We start from the raw sequence: 18,548 nt of genomic DNA, 5'->3' as shown, positions 1-18,548 counted from the left end.
ATTTTGTCGATAGCGCTCCGCGAATATAAAATTGCGACAGTCCGTAACCTGTTAGATTACGTCCCAGCTAATTAATTACCGCAATAACTAACGCTTCGGCAACCGCCCCTTTAACTGGCTTCTTAGTTTTTGCAGAAACTCCACCAGCTACTTTTGTTGGTTGCAACCTCTTCGATTTATTAAAATATTATTATTAATTAATATGATTGTCAACCATTTTTGCTGGTAAATATTTTTTGATTTTCAAATCCGCAAAATTGTTTTTTACAATTGATTTTTTTAAAGTTATAAAAAATGCTATTAATACCGGCATTTATCGAGAGTATTTTTACCAAAGTTTTCTTAAGAAAAATAATAGCGTTATTAATTAGCAACTTTCTTTTTCGGTTGAAGATTAAAATTTTAATGTTAAAATCCAATACTAATTACTTAAATTAAATTTAATTGTGAAAGGTATTAACATGAAAATTGTAAAATTTGGTGGTAGTTCTCTAGCGGACGGTGAACAATTTCAAAAAGTTTTAAAAATTATTAATGCTGATCCGGCTCGTAAAATCGTAGTTACGTCAGCGCCAGGAAAAAGATATAAAAATGACACTAAAGTAACAGATTTATTAATAAAATATGCCCAGGAAACAATTAATAAACAAAATTATAGTGAAACTGTTTCAAAAATTTGGTCAAGGTATCATGACATTGCCGCTTATTTTAAAATACCCGAACAATTATTAAAGCCTCTATTGCAGGAATTATATAATCTGCCTCAAGTTTCTTATCCAAGTAAAGATTTTTTAATGGCAGGCTTTAAAGCGCATGGGGAAAAACTAAATGCACAGCTTCTGACTTTAATTTTGCAAAGTCTACATATACCGGCTCGTTTCTTAGACCCAAAGGAATCTGGCTTTATAGTGACTGATAATCCCAGTGACACCGAGGTTTTGCCGGAAACCTACAGCAATTTGCAAAAATGGGCTCAAACTTCAGACTTATTAATTGTTCCCGGCTTTTACGGTATTACTCAAGACGGTTTAATTGCTACTTTTTCTCGTGGTGGTTCTGATATTACCGGAGCAATTTGGGCACGGGGACTTGACGCTGACCTTTATGAAAATTTCACTGATGTCGATGCTATTTACGCTGCTGATCCTAGAATAATTGCTCATCCCCATGCCGTTAAGATTATGACCTACCGCGAGTTACGGGAACTGTCATATGCAGGCTTTTCAGTTTTTCACGATGAAGCGATTATTCCTGCAATTGAAGGGCAAATACCAATTAATGTCAAAAATACCAATCATCCAGATTTGCCGGGGACAATGATCGTACCTGAAAATAATTTTCAGCCTCAAAGTACAATTACAGGAGTAGCTAGTTCTGGTCATTTTGCCGCATTATATTTACATAAATACTTGCTAAATAAACAGGTCGGTTTTACTCTTAAATTACTACAAATTTTTTATAAATTTAATATATCTTATGAACACATGCCTTCAGGAATTGACGATTTAACTGTGATTTTTGACAAACGCCAATTTAATGAACAAATCCGCCAGCAAATGTGTCTTGAAATTCAACAGGCACTTAATCCTGATCAATTAGAGTGGATTGATGACTATGCCATTATCATGGTTGTAGGAGAAGGAATGAAAAACAAAATTGGGGTAATGAAGAATATCACGCTGCCTTTGGCACAAAAGCATATTGCAATTCATATGATTAACCAAGGTGCTTCAAGGATCTCAATTATGCTGGGTACTAAAAAAGCAGACGCAGCAGCTGCCGTTAAAGAAATCTATCATAAGTTTTTTAATTAATTTAAGGAGAGATTTTTATGGTACAACTACAAAAAGTTCACGGTTCACAGAATAAATTTTTTCTACTAGATCAAACTCAATTGCAAACCCCTTTAACTAAAGACGAATTGGTCAATTTGGCTCGGCAAATAACAAACTCTACCACTGGATTATTAAACGGAGCTGATGGTCTGTTAGTAGTCAGCAATTCGCAGCACCCACAAGTTTTAGGCAAAATGCAGGTCATTAATGCTGATGGTTCTTTTGCTTCCATGTGTGGCAATGGCTTACGGACTGTGGGCCGTTATCTAGCGCAAAAATACCACAAGCAATCTTTCAAAGTCGAAACAATGCAAAGTGATTTGCGTGTTAGTTGTCAGCCAGACTGGGCGCAAAACGTTAAAGCAGTCAGTGTCGAAATTAGTCCGGTTAGTTTTGCAGCTGCAGATCTTCCTTTTACTAACTTAGGTTGCTCTGAACTACTAAACCAAGCAGTACCTGAATTTGCACTCAAGTTAACTTTTTCAGCAGTTGCTGTTCCCAATCCTCATTTGATTAGTTTAGTTTCAGATGATGTTTTAAAAAGTGACCTACTAGCAAATTTAGGAACAAAATTAAATCATAAAAATCCTTATTTTCCAGATGGAGTAAATGTCAGTTTTGCTCAAGTTTTGTCTTCTGGCCACCTTTTCGTTCGCACTTTTGAGCGCGGTGTTGGTTTTACCAACGCTTGTGGTACTGGCATGTCTGCAGCAAGCTTAATTTACGCTTTGACCAACAAGTCACAGGATCTGTTTGATAAATTGCTGACTGTTTCAAATCCCGGAGGATTTGTCCAAACAAAGGTACATCGCACCGCCAATAGCTATTGGATCGAATTAATTGGAAATGCGACAGTTACACATTACATTGACGTTGCAGAAAGTACCTTGCACCAGAAGCAGCCTGATTTTAATAATTTTAAGATTACCACTACTTCAGAGAATGAAGCATATCAGAATTTTATTGCTGTGAATAATAACTAAAGTAGCTGATATTTTAAAAACCAAACTTAAACAAGTTTGGTTTTTTATGACTTATATTTTTAGTTATTTTATTATGGTTTTTGATTAATATATTAATAATTTATTATGATTTTTTACCAAAAACATCAGAACATAGACAACTTTTGAAATTGAGCTTTTTCTTTAAAGAATAGTATCTAGATATCAGATTTGATACTTTGCCTTAAATTTGCCGTTATTTTTTTAACTAACGGATCGTTCTCCCTTAAAGATGAGTATGCTAATCCATATGAAAAATCATCATAGTAATTTAGTTGCCGGTAACTGATCCCTTTTTGAGTAGGATCAATCGCAAAATTAGGAATAATCGCTACCACCCTTTCCGTTGACAAGACGTAATTGTACATCAAAAAGTAGTTATCAACTGCTTTAATATTTTTCTTCTCAAGTTTTTGATAAAGAAGTTGATTAAGCTTAAAAAGGCTAGGATAAGTTTGATCTGTAAATAAAACTAATACTCTATAACTTTTAAGTTCATCTAAGTTTACTATTTTTTTAAAATGTAATTTGCTATTAGAATTAAACATCAGTAAAAACTTTCCCGATAGTAATTGGTTAAAGCTTATTCCTACAGCATTATTAACAAGATCACTAGAAAGTAGGGCCATATCAATTTTACTATTAGCAATTTGAGAAACATAGTTTCCTAAATAATTAATAATGAAATTGAAACTTGTTGGTTCAAATCCCTTTAAAAAGTCTGCTAAAAAGATGCTTTCAAAAGGTGAATAATCCAAGCCTATTTTAATATCACGGAAAGACTTTTCTTTGTGAATATTTTTAATATTAGCAATTGCAGCATCTTTTTCCTTGAGAATATTGAGAGCAACATTGTAAAAATAGATACCATCAGTTGTCAACGCGATTTGATGGGGATTACGAACAAGAAGTTGGGTTTTTAATTCTTTTTCCAAGTCATTGATATTTTTGGAAATTGCAGGTTGAGAAAAATTAAGTTTGCGAGCTGCAATCGTGAAACTTAAATTGTCACTGACAGTGATAAAACAACGAAGTTGGGTAAAATTCATTTTACTATTCCTCTTAGTGATAACTTATTCCAAACTATAAAAGTCAGTTCTATATTCTGCAGTCTATCATTAACTTAAAGAATAAAAGAAAGGATATTTGAAATGTTGGATAATTATGATGTAGTCATTGTAGGCGGTGGTCTGTCTGGATTTGCTGCAGCAACTGAAGCGGCTGATAAAAACTTAAAAACTCTTCTTGTAGAAAAGGGTCATACTACTGGTGGAACAGGCAACTATGTTGAAGGGATTTTTGCAGTTCAGTCACAGATGCAAAAAGAAGCAGGAATCAGCATTAAGCCTGAAAGCATTCTCCAAACCGAACTAGATTACTCCCATTATGAAGCTAATGGATTAATCTGGAAAAAGTATATTGAACAATCAGCTGAAAATGTCAGTTGGCTGCAACAACATGGCGTAAAATTCAAAGGTGTCGTTAATATGGGCACTGGTTTTGCCACATGGCATCTATTTGAAGGATATGGTGATAAAGCTATTCATAACGCCTTAGAACCCTATATCAAAAGTAAAGGTATTGAAATAAAAACTTTAACCCAAGCCACTGAAATAACTCAGACAGAAACAGGAGAATTTAGTCTTAAACTTGTTAATGTTAGCGATAAGTCTGAACAGACTGTTTTAGCTAAAAATATTGTTTTGGCTTCTGGAGGTTACTTAAACAATAAAGAACTAATGAAGCATGCTCATAAATATAATCCTCAAAAAATTGTTGCTGTCAATTCTGGTAAAAGTACAGGTGACGGTCTAAAATTGGCCTGGTCACTAGGTGCACGTAAATTTTTCACCGGAATGACAATGAATTTTGGTGGCCAAATTTATGATGAAACTAATCAAGTGCCCGCTTACGAACTATCTGATTGGAACTTAGGCAGTGCTGTCTGTGATGAGCCAGTTTTATGGGTTAACGAAAATGGCGATCGTTTCGTTAATGAATATGCATGTGTAACAAATTGGGCCAATGAAGGGAATTCTATGTTACGTCAAGATCGTATTTTTGCGATTTTTGATCAAAAAACAATTGATGATTTTACTAATAAACAGTTTCCACTTGATTTGCATCCATTTTATGAATTACCTAACTATCCCAACTTGAAAAAAGAAATTAAAACTGCCTTAGACAAAAAACTCAGTTTTATAACTAAAAGTGAAACTATATCTGACTTAGCAGAAAAATTAAATACCCCTAACCTTCAAAGAAGTATTGCAAGATACAATCATTTTTCAGAAATTGGAAGTGATAATGATTTTGGTAAACCTGCAGAATATTTACTACCTGTCAAAGAAGGCCCATTTTATGCTTTGGAAATGCAAGTTGGAGCCTTTACAACAGGCGATGGTCTAAAAGTTAACCTGAAAAACGAAGTTATTGATACCAACGGCAAAGCTATAAAGCACTTATATGCTATCGGAAGTGATGGCTCCGGCGTTATTTATGGTGATACATATGGAGTCGAAGTTAGCGGCACACACGCAGGATACTGTGTCTACTCTGCAAGAAATGCAATTGATGACATTACAAAATAAACAAGAAAGTACGTAATTTAACAAAAGAGGGATTGCTCAGTACGGTAGATTACTGAGCAATCCCTTTTAGTCTACTTATATTCTACTTTGTGATAACCCCAAAAGAGTACAGATAACATTATTATTAACAAAATGATTCCTAAAATAAAAACCACGTTCCAGTTTAATGAAAGTTCATAAACTAGACTAACTGCAGGTACTGCAAAAGCTCCTACTAAATAAGTAATAGAATTAATATATGAATATCCTGCCGCAAAGTCTTTACCTAAAATGTCTTTTGCAAAGATCTGCTCTCCCGGCCCATAAATATCTGTCAAGATGTCAGCTCCAATGGCACTAACTAGGGCAAAAATTGGCTCGTGTTTAACTGTTGCCAGAATCAGAAGAGGAAATGTGCATAAGCCCAAAAATAACCAAACTGGCAGAGACTTGGCTCCACCAAATTTTTCGGTAGTGATGGCAAACACTGGTGTAACTAGAATATCAATTCCGGTCATAATTGTTTCCATTAAACCTCCTATTGCTGCGCCAAAACCAACTTTAACAGCATAAGTAGGAAAAAGCTGATTCATGTTTGAAGCAAAAGTAATTGCAATGAAGAAAATCAATGTGAGTATAAATGGTTGTGAAAGCCAAAGCTTTTTCAGCTGCTTTGAATTATTTGCTGTTTTACTATTAGTATTTCTTTTTAAACATTCATCAAAGCCGTACGGCTTTAGACCTACATCCTGAGGCTTGGCTTTCATTATTAACGAGCAAGGTATTCCTATAATTAATGTCAACCAAAACAACATAAACATTGTTTGTCTCCAACCTGAAATAGAGATTAGATAAGTTAAAACTGGTGTCATAATCAACAAATAAATGGTGGAAACAAATGAGCCCATTGTAAAAGCCAAATTTTTTCTACTAACAAACCAATTATTGAGGACAATACCTTGAACAACGGTTCCACACGTTGCACTACAAATTCCAACAATAACAGCAAGAATATATAATTCCCAAACTTGAGTGATATGTGAAAAATACCAAATACTGAGTGAGCCTATAATTATTGCCGTGAAAGTTATTTTACTTAAACTGATTTTAGCAATTATTTTATTAATTAACGGCAGCATTGCCGCAATGGAAAAACTGATCAACGTATAATAAAGTGACACAATTGACATTCTACTATTTAGCGAATGAACTAAAGGGTTTAGGAAAAGGCTAAATAACAACGTGTAGGTATATTCCAACAAACTCATCAGTAAGCCTGAAGCAATAATAATTAACCACGGGTATATTTTTTGTAATTTTGTTATTTTTGTCATTTTTCAACTAAACATTATTGAACTTTAAAAGTCTAATTAATTATTGCAAGCAGCTTGCTGCCCGGCTAGTCTGCCAAAAGTTTGAGCATGGCTGCAAGTTAAACCTGGAACATGATCTGGATATGAACCCCAGAAAAAGCCACCACTGGCATTACCAGCTGCGTACAAATGAGGAATCGCTTCACCTGCTTTATTAAGTACTTGCATCTTAGTATTAACTCTTAAGCCATCAAGTGTTGCTAACAACCGGCCACCATAAACTGCTCCGTAAAAGGCACCTTCTTTAATTGGTAAAAGTCTGAAATCTTCTTTACCAAATTGGGTGTCCTCACCTTCTGCACACATTTTATTGTAAGTATTCACGCTAGCCTTTAAATTTTCTACCGGAAGATTCAATTTCTCAGCTAATTCTTCGATCGTAGAAGCTTTTTGTATGAAGCCTTCTTTAATCCTAGTTGCGATTTCTTGCTTATTTTCTTCAGTATTGTAAAAGCCGGGCCAGTTTAAGCGGGCACAACCTAAAGTATGGAATTTTTGCAAATTATCCATTGTAGCATCATTCCAAATTGCTACTTGTAAATATCCTGGCTGCTTGGTTGCCCTATTCATATCAAACTCATACGGCGCACTTTCATTTCCTACACGTTCACCATTTAAGTTTAGTTTTAACAACGGATAGCTTCCCATCCAAAAATAGCCAACATCTTCCCAAGACTTAACATAGTATTCATTTGTATTAGTCCCAACTGGAACTGATCCACGATCAAATATGATTTCTGCAGGTTCTTCATCCCTCCAGGCACCAATTTCCAAGGCAGCAACCTGACCTGAGCCATCATCTCGTGGACTATCAGAGTAAACATTCTTTTTTAGGCCTAGCGGATTCCATTTTGCCATTAAGGCTTCATTTGAACCATAACCACCTGTACAAATAATGACACCCTTTTTGGCTCTAAATTTCTTTACTTCAGAGGTTTTGGTATTTTTGGTTACCACACCGGTTACCACACCATTTTCAGTAATCAAATGTTCTAACTTAGTTTGCCATAAAAATTCTGCACCAAGTTCCTTGGCTTTTTCAACGACCCACTTACCATAGAAAACATCTTCATGCTTATCATTTGTAACATCATGTTCAGTTGGAAAAGCCGTGTTAATCAAAGTATGATATTCAGCATCTGGTTGTGCATAAAGATGTGAACCATGAGGCTTTAAAACATTATCTTCGAGCCAATCAACAGTTTCGGCACTATTATTAACCCACTTCCACAATAATTTTTGATCTACATTATCTTGAGCAAATGCTGACAAATAGTTAATTAACTTATACTTGTCAATTTCAATTCCTGCTTTTTTCTGAGCCTTTGTTCCAACAGCTGCAATACTTAAACGGTATAAAAAGCCCGTACTATTCATTTTATCAATGACTAGAACTTTAGCGCCTTTTTCAGCAGCTGCACAAGCTGCCATACCGCCAGCATTACTTGCACCAACAACAATAACATCATATTCGTTCATATTCATAATCTCCTCCTATTTTGCTAATTTATCTGCTCTTTTTTCACCAATAATAACTGCAAACAGAACTATAACTTCACAGATTGCTACAATACCAACAACAATATTCCAATTATGTGTTGCATCAGCAATATTACTCAAAACTGGCGTAGCAAACGCACTTACTACATACGTAATAGAACTGGCATAAGAATAACCAGCATCAAAATCTTTACCTAAAATATCTTTAGCAAAAATTTGTTCTCCTGAGCCCATAATGACAGAAATAGCATCTGCAGGTACTGCTGCTACTAAAGCTAATGGAATTAGCCTCGTTTGATTTGCAGTAATCATCAATATTGGAGCTAGAATTGTTAAAAATAGCCACCAAGGCAAAGCTTTTCTTCCACCAAAGTGATCACTGGTAACCCCAAATAATGGAGTCATAATCAAATCGGCTACAGTAATGATAGTTGCAATTAAACCACCCACATTTGCGCCAAATCCTACACCTTCAGCAAAAGAAGGCCACAGGGATGTCATATTGCCGGCAAACTCATTGAAGCAGAAGAAAATTAAAACAAGAACGAATGAAACTGATAAAAGTACTTTACCTGTACTGGAATTACTACTTTCTTCCACTTCACTATTATTATTTACTTGATCGAGTTCAGCCTGTGAAGAAACTCCATAAGGCAATAAATTCAACTTAGCTGGTTCTACTTTAGTAAACAATGAACACGGAACACCAACAACCAACATAATAATTGCTAATATGATAAAAGCTCTGCGCCAACCATTACTTTGAATAATTTGAGATGCAACTGGAGTAATAATTGCCAAAAAAATAGTATTAAAGAATGCCCCAGCAGTGAAAGCAAAGTTTTTGCGTTTAACAAACCAATTGTTAATAACAACTCCTTGAACTACATAACCGCTGAAACCACAGCAAATACCTACAACTGCTGCCAAAACATAAAAAGCCATTACATTATTGGCCATGGAAAATAACCAAGTCGAAGCTGCCGTAACGACAATAGCACCTAATAAGATTAATGAAACGTTAACTTTGTGAATAAATTTTCCCACTAGGGTTGTACCAACTGCAGTGGCTAAAATTAAAACAGTATAGTAGTAAGATACTGAACCCAATTTCCCGCCACCAATAGAATTAGCCAGTGGTGTTAAAAATAGTCCCATTACTTGTGTAAAAACACCAGAGACTACACCGCAAAGCAAACCAGTAGTAACAATCATCAACCAAGGATATATTTTTTGCTTTTTACTCATTTCCTCTATCTCCTTCTCTAGTTTAATTAAATTTATGGTAGCATGGTGTAAAGCACTTTCAGCAGATAATAAAGAAAGCAGCTTTTCCAATTTGGCAAAGCTGCTAATTTATTTTTGTTAATGAAATAAGGAAATTACATGAATACTAATCAACTTAAATATTTTCTATCTTTAGTTCAAACCAGAAATATTACACAGACTGCAAATCAGTTATTTGTGGCCCCTTCAACAGTTTCAAAAAATATTCATAAATTAGAAACCTTCTTAGGGATGAAATTAATAAAACCCGGTAGACGTGGTATTGAACTCACGGCAAGTGGTGAATTCTTTTATATTAAGGCTAAAAGAATATATGCTGATATCAATGAAACAGTTACAGATATTAAAAACAGCAATTTAAGGGCTACTGAACCTATTACAATCGCTTTCACAGGATCACTATTTGAAATTGAATTTTTATCAAAGTTTATTCAAAACCTAGACAGTAAATTGCAGTCCAGAATAAATCTGGAAATTTTTGATCCCAATGACGGCAATGATATTTCCACATCATTGATTCAAGGAAAATATGATTTTGTTTTATATCAGAAAGATTTTTTTATAGACAAAAAGGAAATAAATTTTGAACCGGTTTTTTCAACTGGTCTATCAGTTATTGCTTCTAAAAAGAACCCGATTAGCAAAAATAAATCTTTAAAAATCAAAGATTTATCAAAACAAGAAGTCTACATTTGGAACTCTATTCCACCTTTACCTTTAATCAATCACTTTAAATTTGAATTAACTCTTAAATATCCTGAATTTGACTTCAAAAGTATCAGCGATGAAGTAGTATTAGAAATATTTTGTGCCACTAACAGATGTTTAGGAATCGTTCCGAGTATTCTTTACGACAAGGTCAATGAAAATTTGAATTTTATTTTATTGAATTACAATATTTCTTTTGCCAATGGCATTGCCTATCGCAAAGGATATGAAAAAAAGGAATACTTTCAACAAGTTTTCACAGCTTTAAAGCATGCGGAACTATCCGAAAAAAGCACTTGGATTGACTAGTTACAGATCGCGTTTATTTCTTAAAAATTAATCAATAATCGATTTTAAGTTAATTTATGACCTTCTTTTTTACTCGTGATGAAGTAAAATATAATACTAAAGCGATTACAAAAAAGGAGAGCTATAAAATGTCAGAACCTGACTATCGAAAATTAGTTGAAGAAACACGAAAAGTAATTAAAAAAGGCGATGATCAGCGCGATGCTGGATTGCCAACACAAATTCCGGAAGTAGAACGGTTTGACAATATTTCCTATGGTAAGGATCCTAAGTATCAGATACTTGATGTTTATTTACCAAAGAATAGAACCAGTGCTAAATTACCGGTAATCGTAAATATTCATGGTGGTGGCTGGATATATGGCACTAAAGAAACCTATCAGTTTTATTGCTTGGCTCTGGCTAAAGAAGGATTTGCCGTAGTTAATGCCAATTATCGCTTAGCACCAGATGTGGCCTATCCCGGAGAACTGGATGATATCAACCGTGTATTTCATTGGGTAGCCAAAGAGGAAAATGCGACAAAATATCAATTCGATCTAAATAACGTCTTTATTGTTGGAGACAGTGCCGGTGGCCAAATGGGAGAACAAATTTTAGCAGCTTACACTAACAATGAATACCGCAAGTATTTTGGTTATTCAGTACCCAATTTAACAATTAAAGCTGCTGCTTTAAATTGTGGCGCCTACTTCCTAACCGCAATTCCCTCATACACTGGGGCACCAGAAGCCTATTTCAGGCCTGAAATTCGTTTAAATCAGCATGAAGAATTAAATGCCGAACAATTTTTGACTCAAGCACTGCCACCGCTTTTCTTAATGACCTGCACAGATGATTTCTTGCGTGATAATGCCTACATGTTGTCAGGCTACCTGAAAGCCAAAAATATTTATCATGAACTTCATTTCTATGGTGATAAGAAACATCCACGAGGTCATGTTTTTCATGTTAATCAAAAGGATGACTTGGCCAAAAAATGTAATGAAGATGAACTAAACTTCTTCCGTAAATACATTAATTAACAGTGAAAAAAGCCGAACTAGTATTTTCTAGTCCGGTTTTTTTACTGTATGTTTTTAAAGCTATTGCTGATTGCTTCTTTCTTTTCTGGAAAACCAAAACATAAACAGCGGCAAAATTATGAAGCCAAAGATCATCATAAAAATTGCATACCAGTTAACGCCAACGACTTTGCCATTTTCAATAATACCAAATTGCGCTTGCCAATTATATTTGACTAGCAAAAAGATTACCAAAACAATTGACAATATTGGTACAAAAATATCAGTCAATGCATTTTTAGGAGCCGGCAAAATTGGCTGCTTATTTTTACCATAATAAAAGCAGATTACTGCCAGAGGAACAATTATGAATCCTAAAAATCTGACCATAGCACTCAACGTAATCAAGTTAGTCATGTTATATTGAAAAGCTAAGGGCACTAAGATTGCTAATGCTTCAGAAATAAAGAAAGTTTTAATGGGAAAGTTATTTTTAGTTCTTTCTGTTAAAGTAGCTGGCAGTTGATGTTCACGGGCCATTGCCTCCAAAATGCGTGGTGCATTAAAACTAGAGGCAACATTTATTCCTAGCATCGAAATGAGCGCTCCAACTAAAATTACATCCCGCAATATATCATTTTTAAAAATCGCACTGATTGCCACCACTTGTTTAGTCGTCATCAATGCCTTAGGATCCAAAACCATCGCTACAGCGACTACTCCAATATAAATAGCAGCGATAACCAAAATTGCCAGTGGAATAGCCTTAGGTAAATTCTTTTCCGGTTCCTGCATATCTTCGGAGCCAGATGCAACTGATTCAAAACCGGTAAAAGCATAAAATGCAGAAACAACAGCCATAACAAGACCGGTAGTGGTTAAAGCCGGTACTATTTTATGCCCATTTTGCGTTATTTGGTCAACAGATGACAGGCTATGGCTGGCACCAGTGGTAATAAGTAAAATGACACCTGCCACTATGATCAAAAGTAATGCAGCTAATTTACCTGCTGTAGCCATGTTCATCACAAGTTTTACAAATTTTTGTCCAAATAAGTTAATTACAGTTACTGCAAGCATTAATATAATGAAACCAATGGTGACATTTAAAAATTTGTCAGGATTGCCACCAAAAATAGAAATAGTTGATTTGATTACACCAACAGCCATTACTCCCCAAGCAACACTGGCTGAAAAGTAACGCAAAATTCCGACATAAAAGCCAACATTGTCACCAAAGGCTGCCTTAGAATAAGCATAAGAAGCGCCAGACTTAGTTACGTATTTGGCTGCTGCTGAAAAGGAAATTGCTAAAATTGAAGCAAAAATTGCAGCGATGAAATAGACAATTAGGGCCTTGCTCCCTGCCTGACTTACCACACTCCCAGGCGTCAAAAAGATACCTGAGCCAATAATCGAATTAATTGCTAAAAAGACAATTGACCAGAAACCTAGTTTATCCCCAGCATTTTTATTTTGAGTCATTATTACTCCTTACTTGGCGTTTTTAACCACAAATTTAAATAAATTATTCATATATTCTGTGTCCGGATTATTATGTAACATTTCGGGGTGCCATTGAATTGCTAGAACCGTACCTTGCTTATTTTCAAGTCCTTCAGGCACGCCATCACTTGCATCAGCAACTTCAAGTAAATCTGGAGCAACATCTTTTATCAACTGGTGATGAAATGAGTTAACCATGCATTCAGTCTTACCTAATGTTTTAGCCAACAAGCTGTTCTCCTTAATTGTTACTTTATGGGTAGGTAAATCAGGCGTATGACCCTGCTCATGTTTCACAGTTTGTTCTGGACGATAGCTAAGATCTTGGTAAAGACTGCCACCATGTGCTACATTAATGATTTGTGCTCCGCGGCAAACTCCCAGAACAGGTTTATTAGCTTCTTCAGCAATTTTTAATAAAAGCATATCAAAGTGATCTCTCTGGGGCCAAATAGGACCAATCTTAGGCATCAATTCTTCACCATATAAGTGAGGATCAACATCATGTCCACCGGATAAAATCAATCCTTGAACATGAGCCATCTGGCTTTTAATAACTTCATTATCTTCAGTAAAAGGAATTATAAAGGGAATTCCGCCATTTTTAACAACAGAATCCACATAGTCCTCATTAACATAACTACGTCTGTATCCTGGAAACATTCCAGCAGAATCAATCATTTCAGATCCTGCTATGCCAATAATTGGTTTTGTCATTTTTTCTCCTTAATTAAACTTATACTACTAGTTATTAACATTATAATAGTTATTAGCAATTTACGTGTGCCATTTGTTTTTATCAAAAAATATAGCAATAGTTCGCAGTCTTGAGTGTAAAAAACTAAATTTATTTTCTTTTCCTTTGGCACTAACCTCAATTGCAGCCAATCTAAGAAGTACATTACTCCTTTCGCTAATCCCACTGAGCCTCTATCTCTATAATCATTATCAGCTTTCTACTTTAAATTTTTCAAAGTTTCATTTCCATTATTTTTAATTAATTTTGTTAACAAGATTTGTAATTCCAGCACCTCCACTTCCTGTTCTAAAACAGACACATATCTGTAACAGTCGAGTTTTAATTGACTTTTTGGTAATCAACTTTATTTTTTAATCATACTGGTCAGAATAGTAATGCTTCTGCTTCCTTAATTAATAAAACTTGGTTCTCTTTAGAGACTTTATTTATTTTTGAGATTATTTATTTCCCGGGAAATATTTTCTATCTCTTTAAATGAAGCATTGGGGTCGGCAATTAGTTTATCTAATTTAAATTGAAGCAAATTAATCCGATTATCAATATTGGTATTCTTATGACTCGAAAAATCAGTGGTTTTAATTAATTTATGATTTTTTATTTCCCAGGTTGCAAAATTCAAATTTTTCAGCAAGTTCTGATCATGAGATACCAGGATAATAGCAAATGGATAATTTTTTAAGAACTCTTCAAGAGCATTAATAGCTGAAATATCTAAAAAATTATCTGGCTCATCAAGTATCAGTAAGTTGTGTTCACCTAATAACACCTTTGCCAATTTATAACAAACTAGCTGGCCTCCACTTAAATCACAGACTTGGTTATTCAAAAATCTTCTTAAACGTAAATCACCTAGAAGTTGCATGGTAGTTGTTTTATCAAAAACACTGATCTTAGAAATTGTTTCTATCAATGTCTCCCTTACCGCAGCTTCTTGAGCAATATTCTGTTTAACATAACCGATTTTTACTTGCGGATTAAACCAAGCGTTAAGTTTTTGATGAAATAATTTTGCTAAAAAAACTGATTTTCCGACACCATTTTTGCCAGTTAATGCAATTTTTTCTCTTCCTTTTATTTGCAATTCTTTTGTTATACTAAACAATTTGTTTCCGTGTAAGACAACATCTTGAATGCCTAATCTGACCAAACTACTTTTTTGTGATAGATCTAAGTTTGTTGTTTTAACGTTACTAAATGTAATTGGATGATGGACTTGTGGTTTTTCCAGCGCAGCTTCCTCGCTTGTTATACGTTTTTTTAATTGAGTACTAATTCGGCTAAGCCTTTTCTCAATCTTGCCGCTGTCTTTTATTTTCCAATCCGACCAAGACATATCTTTCTTTTTCTTGGTAGCATTTTGAGACTTTATTTCAGCCTGCCTTTGATCTTTCTTTAGTTTTTTAATTTTAGTTAGTTTTTCATGGTATTCTATCTTTTTTCTTTTTTCTTCAGCTATGAGAAATTGACAATATTCACTATATGAACCATTAAATTCATGAACTTGATGATCTTTAATGTGCCAAATAACATTAACAAGTTTCTGTAAAAAAGACTGATCATGACTAATTATCAAAATTGGTTGTTTTAAACTACTTAAGGCTTTAATTAGCCATCTTTGTTGCTCAATATCTAAATTAGAAGTTGGTTCATCCAGAATTAGCAAAGAATCTTTGGCTTGACCCAATCTGATTATTGCCTGAGTAATGGCTTCTTTTTCTTTTTCCCCACCACTTTGCTCATCGTTATTTAAAAGCTGTGGTACCAAAACAATACGACAATGGCGCAGTATTTGTCCCGTTACTCTGAAAGTTGTGGGCATTTGGGCAATAGTATTAATCAATGTGGTTTTACCTACACCATTATCCCCGATTAAACCAATTATTTGATTGTCCTGAATATTCAAATGTGGAGCATAAAATAAAGATTCGTCACGATTTTCAACGTTGAGGTTAGTTATTCTAATATATTCCATACTAGCACCTGCTTTTTGCTAAAGAAAAAGCACTGATAACCAAATTGCCCATAATTTGATTAGCAGTGCACAAAAAGCGGTGAAATTAAAGCGCCACCTTAATAGAGAACAATACTAATTTCTGATTATCGGCAAAAATGCATGATAAAAGCATTGGTTATCAAACTTTTTTGCTTACTAATAAAACCAGAAATTAATTCTCCATTTTGGCAATGACCTCTTTCTCTAAATTATTTTAACTATATCATATTTTTTTCATTTTGCAACGTCCCAATTATTCAACTTTTTCAAAAATCTCACATACCATTGGTGCCTGCGGATAAAATTTTTGACCATTGGCTTTAAATTCTTCTTCAAAGAATTGATCATGAACTGTGCGCCAATACTGATAACTACGGTCTCCTTCACCTTCATGATAAGCATGTTCTGCGGAAATTTGATTATACGGAATAATTTCTACCACTTTGTCTTGGACAACACAGACGGGTTTACCTTGACCATCGAGAATTATGTTCCAATCGCCAACTTTAGGCATATCTTCATCACCCGATACATATTCCGAAGTTGTGGCAGTTTTGATTCCCTTGTCAACTAATTTAGCTAATTTATCTGCATCTTCTTTATTAGAACCAAAAGCCCAGGCATCAACTTTAGTAGCAAGAGCCAAATTGTGTTTAAGACAAAAGTTATACCAGAATTGTTTTACTTTTTCGTCCATTATAATCACCATTCTGGAGTCAGTTCACCCATTGTAGCGACTTTGTCTTTTTCATAATCCAGCATAATTTCAACTTGTCGATAATCTTTTTCCATGAGTTGAACAATAAATTCGCGACAAGCACCACATGGAGCTCCATTTTTACCATCTGCCATTAGTGCTAAAACCCGACTAATTTTAGTTTCACCATTGGTAATCATATTAAAAAGAGCATTGCGTTCTGCACAAACGCCTAATCCACACGCTGTGTCAACGCAAACTCCTGTATAAATTTTTCCCGATTCAGCTAAAACAGCAGCAGCGACACCACCGGCTTCCATATGAGGTCCAATTGCGGTGAAACCTTGTACTTTCTTAGCTGCTTCATACATTTTTTGCCATTCTTCATCCATATTTTTCCTTCATTTCTTTCATAAACCAGCTATAAAATTTAGCTCAAATTTTCTTTGACATGATATCAAACTTATAGATGCCACCATTTGAATGTACCATTTCAGTATTTCTTTTGACATAGCCAGCTCTTTGGTAGACTTTAATTGCACGCAAATTAAAGTCAGCAACGGATAAAACAATTACTTTATAGTCATAGTTATTTTTGACAAAATTTTCAATAACAGTAATAAATTCACTGCCTAGCCCATGACCAGTCAATTTGGGAGCCAATCCTAATCCTATTTCAACTTGCTCTTCTCTTTGGTCATTTTGATCAAGACAAAAGAAAGCAACTAAGTTGTCATCATTATCCAAAACCTGAAAGTAGTTATTTTTACGCATTTTGGGAGAAATTATTTCATCATAATCTTCTTGATCATTTTTCATATCGTAAAAAGCATATTGTCCGTCGTAATGCCACTCATCTGCGATAATCCTGGCATTTTTTTGCGACAGTAGTGCTATTTTTTGAAAAATACTTTTATTCATTTCTTCACCCCTATTCTTTGGATATTAAATACTAATTAATTATTTAATATACTGAAGCCCTATCCAAAAAGCAAATTTTGCATAAAAAATCCGCTTTTGCATACACGGAAGCAAAAACGGAAATTAAATTTTATTTATTATTCCTTAATTAATAGCTGGTCCACCTGTGGCACCATAGACTTGACCAGTGACATAACTTGCCAAGTTTGAAGCCAAGAAAATATAAACATGAGCTATTTCATCAGGTTGTCCTGCGCGTTTCAACAGTACTTGCTGACCAAATGTAGCAAGAGCATCGGTTGGCTGACCACCACAAACCTGCAAAGGAGTCCAAACCGGACCAGGAGCAACGCTGTTAACGCGAATTCCTTTAGGAGCAAGGCTTTGAGCCAAATTAATAGAAAAGCTGACAATTGCTGCTTTTGTAGCAGCATAATCAAGCAATATTGGTGATGGACTGAACCCTTCTAAAGAAGTCGAGGTCAAAATTACACTGCCTGGTTTCATATGCGGTACAGCCGCTTTAGCCATTTCAAACATTGAGATGATATTAACTTCAAAAGTATCGTGAACTTGATCCATTGATAAATTCTCTATGCCATCAACATTTTGTTGGATAGCTGCGTTCATTACCAATAATTCTAAGCTGCCCAATTCTTTGACAGCTTTTTCAACAACTTTTGTTGCTTCGCCGCGTTTACGGAAATCAGCTGGCAGCAAAACTGCCTTACGTCCAGCCTTTTTAATGAGTTCAGCTGTATCTTTAGCATCGGATTCTTCTTCTGGCAGATACTGAATTGCAACATCGGCTCCTTCTTTGGCAAAGCCAATTGCTACAGAACGACCAATACCGGAATCACCTCCAGTGATAAGGGCATGACGGCCTTTTAATAAGCCGTGGCCTTCATAGTCATTCATGTCTCCAGCAGGTACTGGATCCATTTTACTTTGCAGTCCAGGATATTCTTGTGATTGCTTAGGAAAATCATCATGATGATAACGTTTTAACGGGTCTGATAATTTATTGTCCATTTGTACTTTCTCCCTTCAATAAATTCAATTTCAAGATACCGCTTTTATAATA

At 34.9% G+C, this 18,548-nt stretch carries 16 protein-coding genes and 1 riboswitch; of the genes, 5 read left to right on the top strand and 11 right to left on the bottom strand.

The features are described from left to right. Window position 1: 1 nt before the first annotated feature. A riboswitch (Lysine riboswitch) is annotated at window positions 2-180 on the bottom strand. A gap of 281 nt (window positions 181-461) precedes the next feature. Beyond that, window positions 462-1,814: an aspartate kinase gene (locus LDM92_RS05260; protein ID WP_223902336.1), complete on the top strand. Its 1,353-nt coding sequence runs from the start codon at window positions 462-464 to the stop codon at window positions 1,812-1,814. A gap of 17 nt (window positions 1,815-1,831) precedes the next feature. After that, window positions 1,832-2,818: a diaminopimelate epimerase gene (dapF, locus tag LDM92_RS05255; protein ID WP_223902335.1), complete on the top strand. Its 987-nt coding sequence runs from the start codon at window positions 1,832-1,834 to the stop codon at window positions 2,816-2,818. 176 nt (window positions 2,819-2,994) lie between these two features. On the opposite strand, the gene LDM92_RS05250 is transcribed toward dapF, so the two are convergent. Next, complete coding sequence (locus LDM92_RS05250) at window positions 2,995-3,885, bottom strand: LysR family transcriptional regulator (RefSeq protein ID WP_223902334.1); 891 nt, start codon at window positions 3,883-3,885, stop codon at window positions 2,995-2,997. 81 nt (window positions 3,886-3,966) lie between these two features. Here LDM92_RS05250 and vprA point away from each other — a divergent pair, with 81 nt between their 5' ends. After that, entirely contained in the window at window positions 3,967-5,427 is a 1,461-nt protein-coding gene (vprA, locus tag LDM92_RS05245; RefSeq protein ID WP_309294912.1) for a vinyl phenol reductase, read from the top strand. 71 nt (window positions 5,428-5,498) lie between these two features. Here the strand turns inward: vprA and LDM92_RS05240 are convergent, their stop codons facing one another. Genes LDM92_RS05240 through LDM92_RS05230 form a run of 3 tightly spaced genes read right to left on the bottom strand, consistent with a single transcriptional unit; the run spans window position 5,499 to window position 9,527 of the window. Further along, the gene (locus tag LDM92_RS05240; RefSeq protein ID WP_223902332.1) at window positions 5,499-6,740 is read right to left on the bottom strand and encodes an MFS transporter; all 1,242 of its coding nucleotides are present in this window, start codon (window positions 6,738-6,740) and stop codon (window positions 5,499-5,501) included. 36 nt (window positions 6,741-6,776) lie between these two features. After that, the gene (locus LDM92_RS05235) at window positions 6,777-8,264 is read right to left on the bottom strand and encodes an FAD-dependent oxidoreductase (protein WP_223902331.1); all 1,488 of its coding nucleotides are present in this window, start codon (window positions 8,262-8,264) and stop codon (window positions 6,777-6,779) included. Between the two features lie 9 nt (window positions 8,265-8,273). Continuing rightward, window positions 8,274-9,527 (bottom strand): MFS transporter, encoded by a 1,254-nt coding sequence (locus LDM92_RS05230; RefSeq protein WP_223902330.1) that lies wholly within the window; start codon window positions 9,525-9,527, stop codon window positions 8,274-8,276. Between the two features lie 138 nt (window positions 9,528-9,665). Between LDM92_RS05230 and LDM92_RS05225 the strand changes: the two genes are divergently transcribed. After that, the gene (locus LDM92_RS05225; RefSeq protein WP_223902329.1) at window positions 9,666-10,583 is read left to right on the top strand and encodes a LysR family transcriptional regulator; all 918 of its coding nucleotides are present in this window, start codon (window positions 9,666-9,668) and stop codon (window positions 10,581-10,583) included. A 128-nt stretch (window positions 10,584-10,711) separates the two neighbouring features. Further along, entirely contained in the window at window positions 10,712-11,608 is an 897-nt protein-coding gene (locus tag LDM92_RS05220; protein WP_223902328.1) for an alpha/beta hydrolase, read from the top strand. A 60-nt stretch (window positions 11,609-11,668) separates the two neighbouring features. On the opposite strand, the gene LDM92_RS05215 is transcribed toward LDM92_RS05220, so the two are convergent. From LDM92_RS05215 to LDM92_RS05185, 7 genes are all read right to left on the bottom strand, one after another. Beyond that, window positions 11,669-13,072 carry an APC family permease gene (locus LDM92_RS05215; RefSeq protein ID WP_223902327.1) on the bottom strand — a complete coding sequence of 468 codons (1,404 nt, stop codon included), beginning with the start codon at window positions 13,070-13,072 and terminating at the stop codon, window positions 11,669-11,671. Between the two features lie 9 nt (window positions 13,073-13,081). Continuing rightward, a complete protein-coding gene (locus tag LDM92_RS05210) occupies window positions 13,082-13,810 on the bottom strand; it encodes a gamma-glutamyl-gamma-aminobutyrate hydrolase family protein (protein WP_223902326.1) in 729 nt (242 codons plus the stop codon). A gap of 464 nt (window positions 13,811-14,274) precedes the next feature. Then, the gene (locus LDM92_RS05205) at window positions 14,275-15,825 is read right to left on the bottom strand and encodes an ATP-binding cassette domain-containing protein (RefSeq protein ID WP_109586907.1); all 1,551 of its coding nucleotides are present in this window, start codon (window positions 15,823-15,825) and stop codon (window positions 14,275-14,277) included. 274 nt (window positions 15,826-16,099) lie between these two features. Next, window positions 16,100-16,543 carry an ASCH domain-containing protein gene (locus tag LDM92_RS05200; protein ID WP_223902325.1) on the bottom strand — a complete coding sequence of 148 codons (444 nt, stop codon included), beginning with the start codon at window positions 16,541-16,543 and terminating at the stop codon, window positions 16,100-16,102. A 5-nt stretch (window positions 16,544-16,548) separates the two neighbouring features. Continuing rightward, a complete protein-coding gene (locus LDM92_RS05195) occupies window positions 16,549-16,935 on the bottom strand; it encodes a cytidine deaminase family protein (protein ID WP_223902324.1) in 387 nt (128 codons plus the stop codon). 43 nt (window positions 16,936-16,978) lie between these two features. After that, entirely contained in the window at window positions 16,979-17,464 is a 486-nt protein-coding gene (locus LDM92_RS05190) for a GNAT family N-acetyltransferase (RefSeq protein WP_223902323.1), read from the bottom strand. A gap of 144 nt (window positions 17,465-17,608) precedes the next feature. Beyond that, complete coding sequence (locus tag LDM92_RS05185; protein ID WP_046332814.1) at window positions 17,609-18,496, bottom strand: SDR family oxidoreductase; 888 nt, start codon at window positions 18,494-18,496, stop codon at window positions 17,609-17,611. Window positions 18,497-18,548: the final 52 nt, after the last annotated feature.

Source organism: Lactobacillus laiwuensis (genome assembly GCF_019972835.1).
Taxonomy (GTDB): Bacteria; Bacillota; Bacilli; order Lactobacillales; family Lactobacillaceae; genus Lactobacillus; species Lactobacillus laiwuensis.
The sequence above is the reverse complement of the archived record's forward strand: the minus strand, read 5'-3'. Positions and strand labels throughout refer to the sequence as shown.

Coding starts and splice junctions, on each gene's coding strand:
- LDM92_RS05260 (WP_223902336.1), top strand. CDS start 462: ATGAAAATTGTAAAATTTGGTGGTAGTTCTCTAGCGGACGGTGAACAA.
- dapF (WP_223902335.1), top strand. CDS start 1,832: ATGGTACAACTACAAAAAGTTCACGGTTCACAGAATAAATTTTTTCTA.
- LDM92_RS05250 (WP_223902334.1), bottom strand. CDS start 3,885: ATGAATTTTACCCAACTTCGTTGTTTTATCACTGTCAGTGACAATTTA.
- LDM92_RS05240 (WP_223902332.1), bottom strand. CDS start 6,740: ATGACAAAAATAACAAAATTACAAAAAATATACCCGTGGTTAATTATT.
- LDM92_RS05235 (WP_223902331.1), bottom strand. CDS start 8,264: ATGAATATGAACGAATATGATGTTATTGTTGTTGGTGCAAGTAATGCT.
- LDM92_RS05230 (WP_223902330.1), bottom strand. CDS start 9,527: ATGAGTAAAAAGCAAAAAATATATCCTTGGTTGATGATTGTTACTACT.
- LDM92_RS05225 (WP_223902329.1), top strand. CDS start 9,666: ATGAATACTAATCAACTTAAATATTTTCTATCTTTAGTTCAAACCAGA.
- LDM92_RS05220 (WP_223902328.1), top strand. CDS start 10,712: ATGTCAGAACCTGACTATCGAAAATTAGTTGAAGAAACACGAAAAGTA.
- LDM92_RS05215 (WP_223902327.1), bottom strand. CDS start 13,072: ATGACTCAAAATAAAAATGCTGGGGATAAACTAGGTTTCTGGTCAATT.
- LDM92_RS05210 (WP_223902326.1), bottom strand. CDS start 13,810: ATGACAAAACCAATTATTGGCATAGCAGGATCTGAAATGATTGATTCT.
- LDM92_RS05205 (WP_109586907.1), bottom strand. CDS start 15,825: ATGGAATATATTAGAATAACTAACCTCAACGTTGAAAATCGTGACGAA.
- LDM92_RS05200 (WP_223902325.1), bottom strand. CDS start 16,543: ATGGACGAAAAAGTAAAACAATTCTGGTATAACTTTTGTCTTAAACAC.
- LDM92_RS05195 (WP_223902324.1), bottom strand. CDS start 16,935: ATGGATGAAGAATGGCAAAAAATGTATGAAGCAGCTAAGAAAGTACAA.
- LDM92_RS05190 (WP_223902323.1), bottom strand. CDS start 17,464: ATGAATAAAAGTATTTTTCAAAAAATAGCACTACTGTCGCAAAAAAAT.
- LDM92_RS05185 (WP_046332814.1), bottom strand. CDS start 18,496: ATGGACAATAAATTATCAGACCCGTTAAAACGTTATCATCATGATGAT.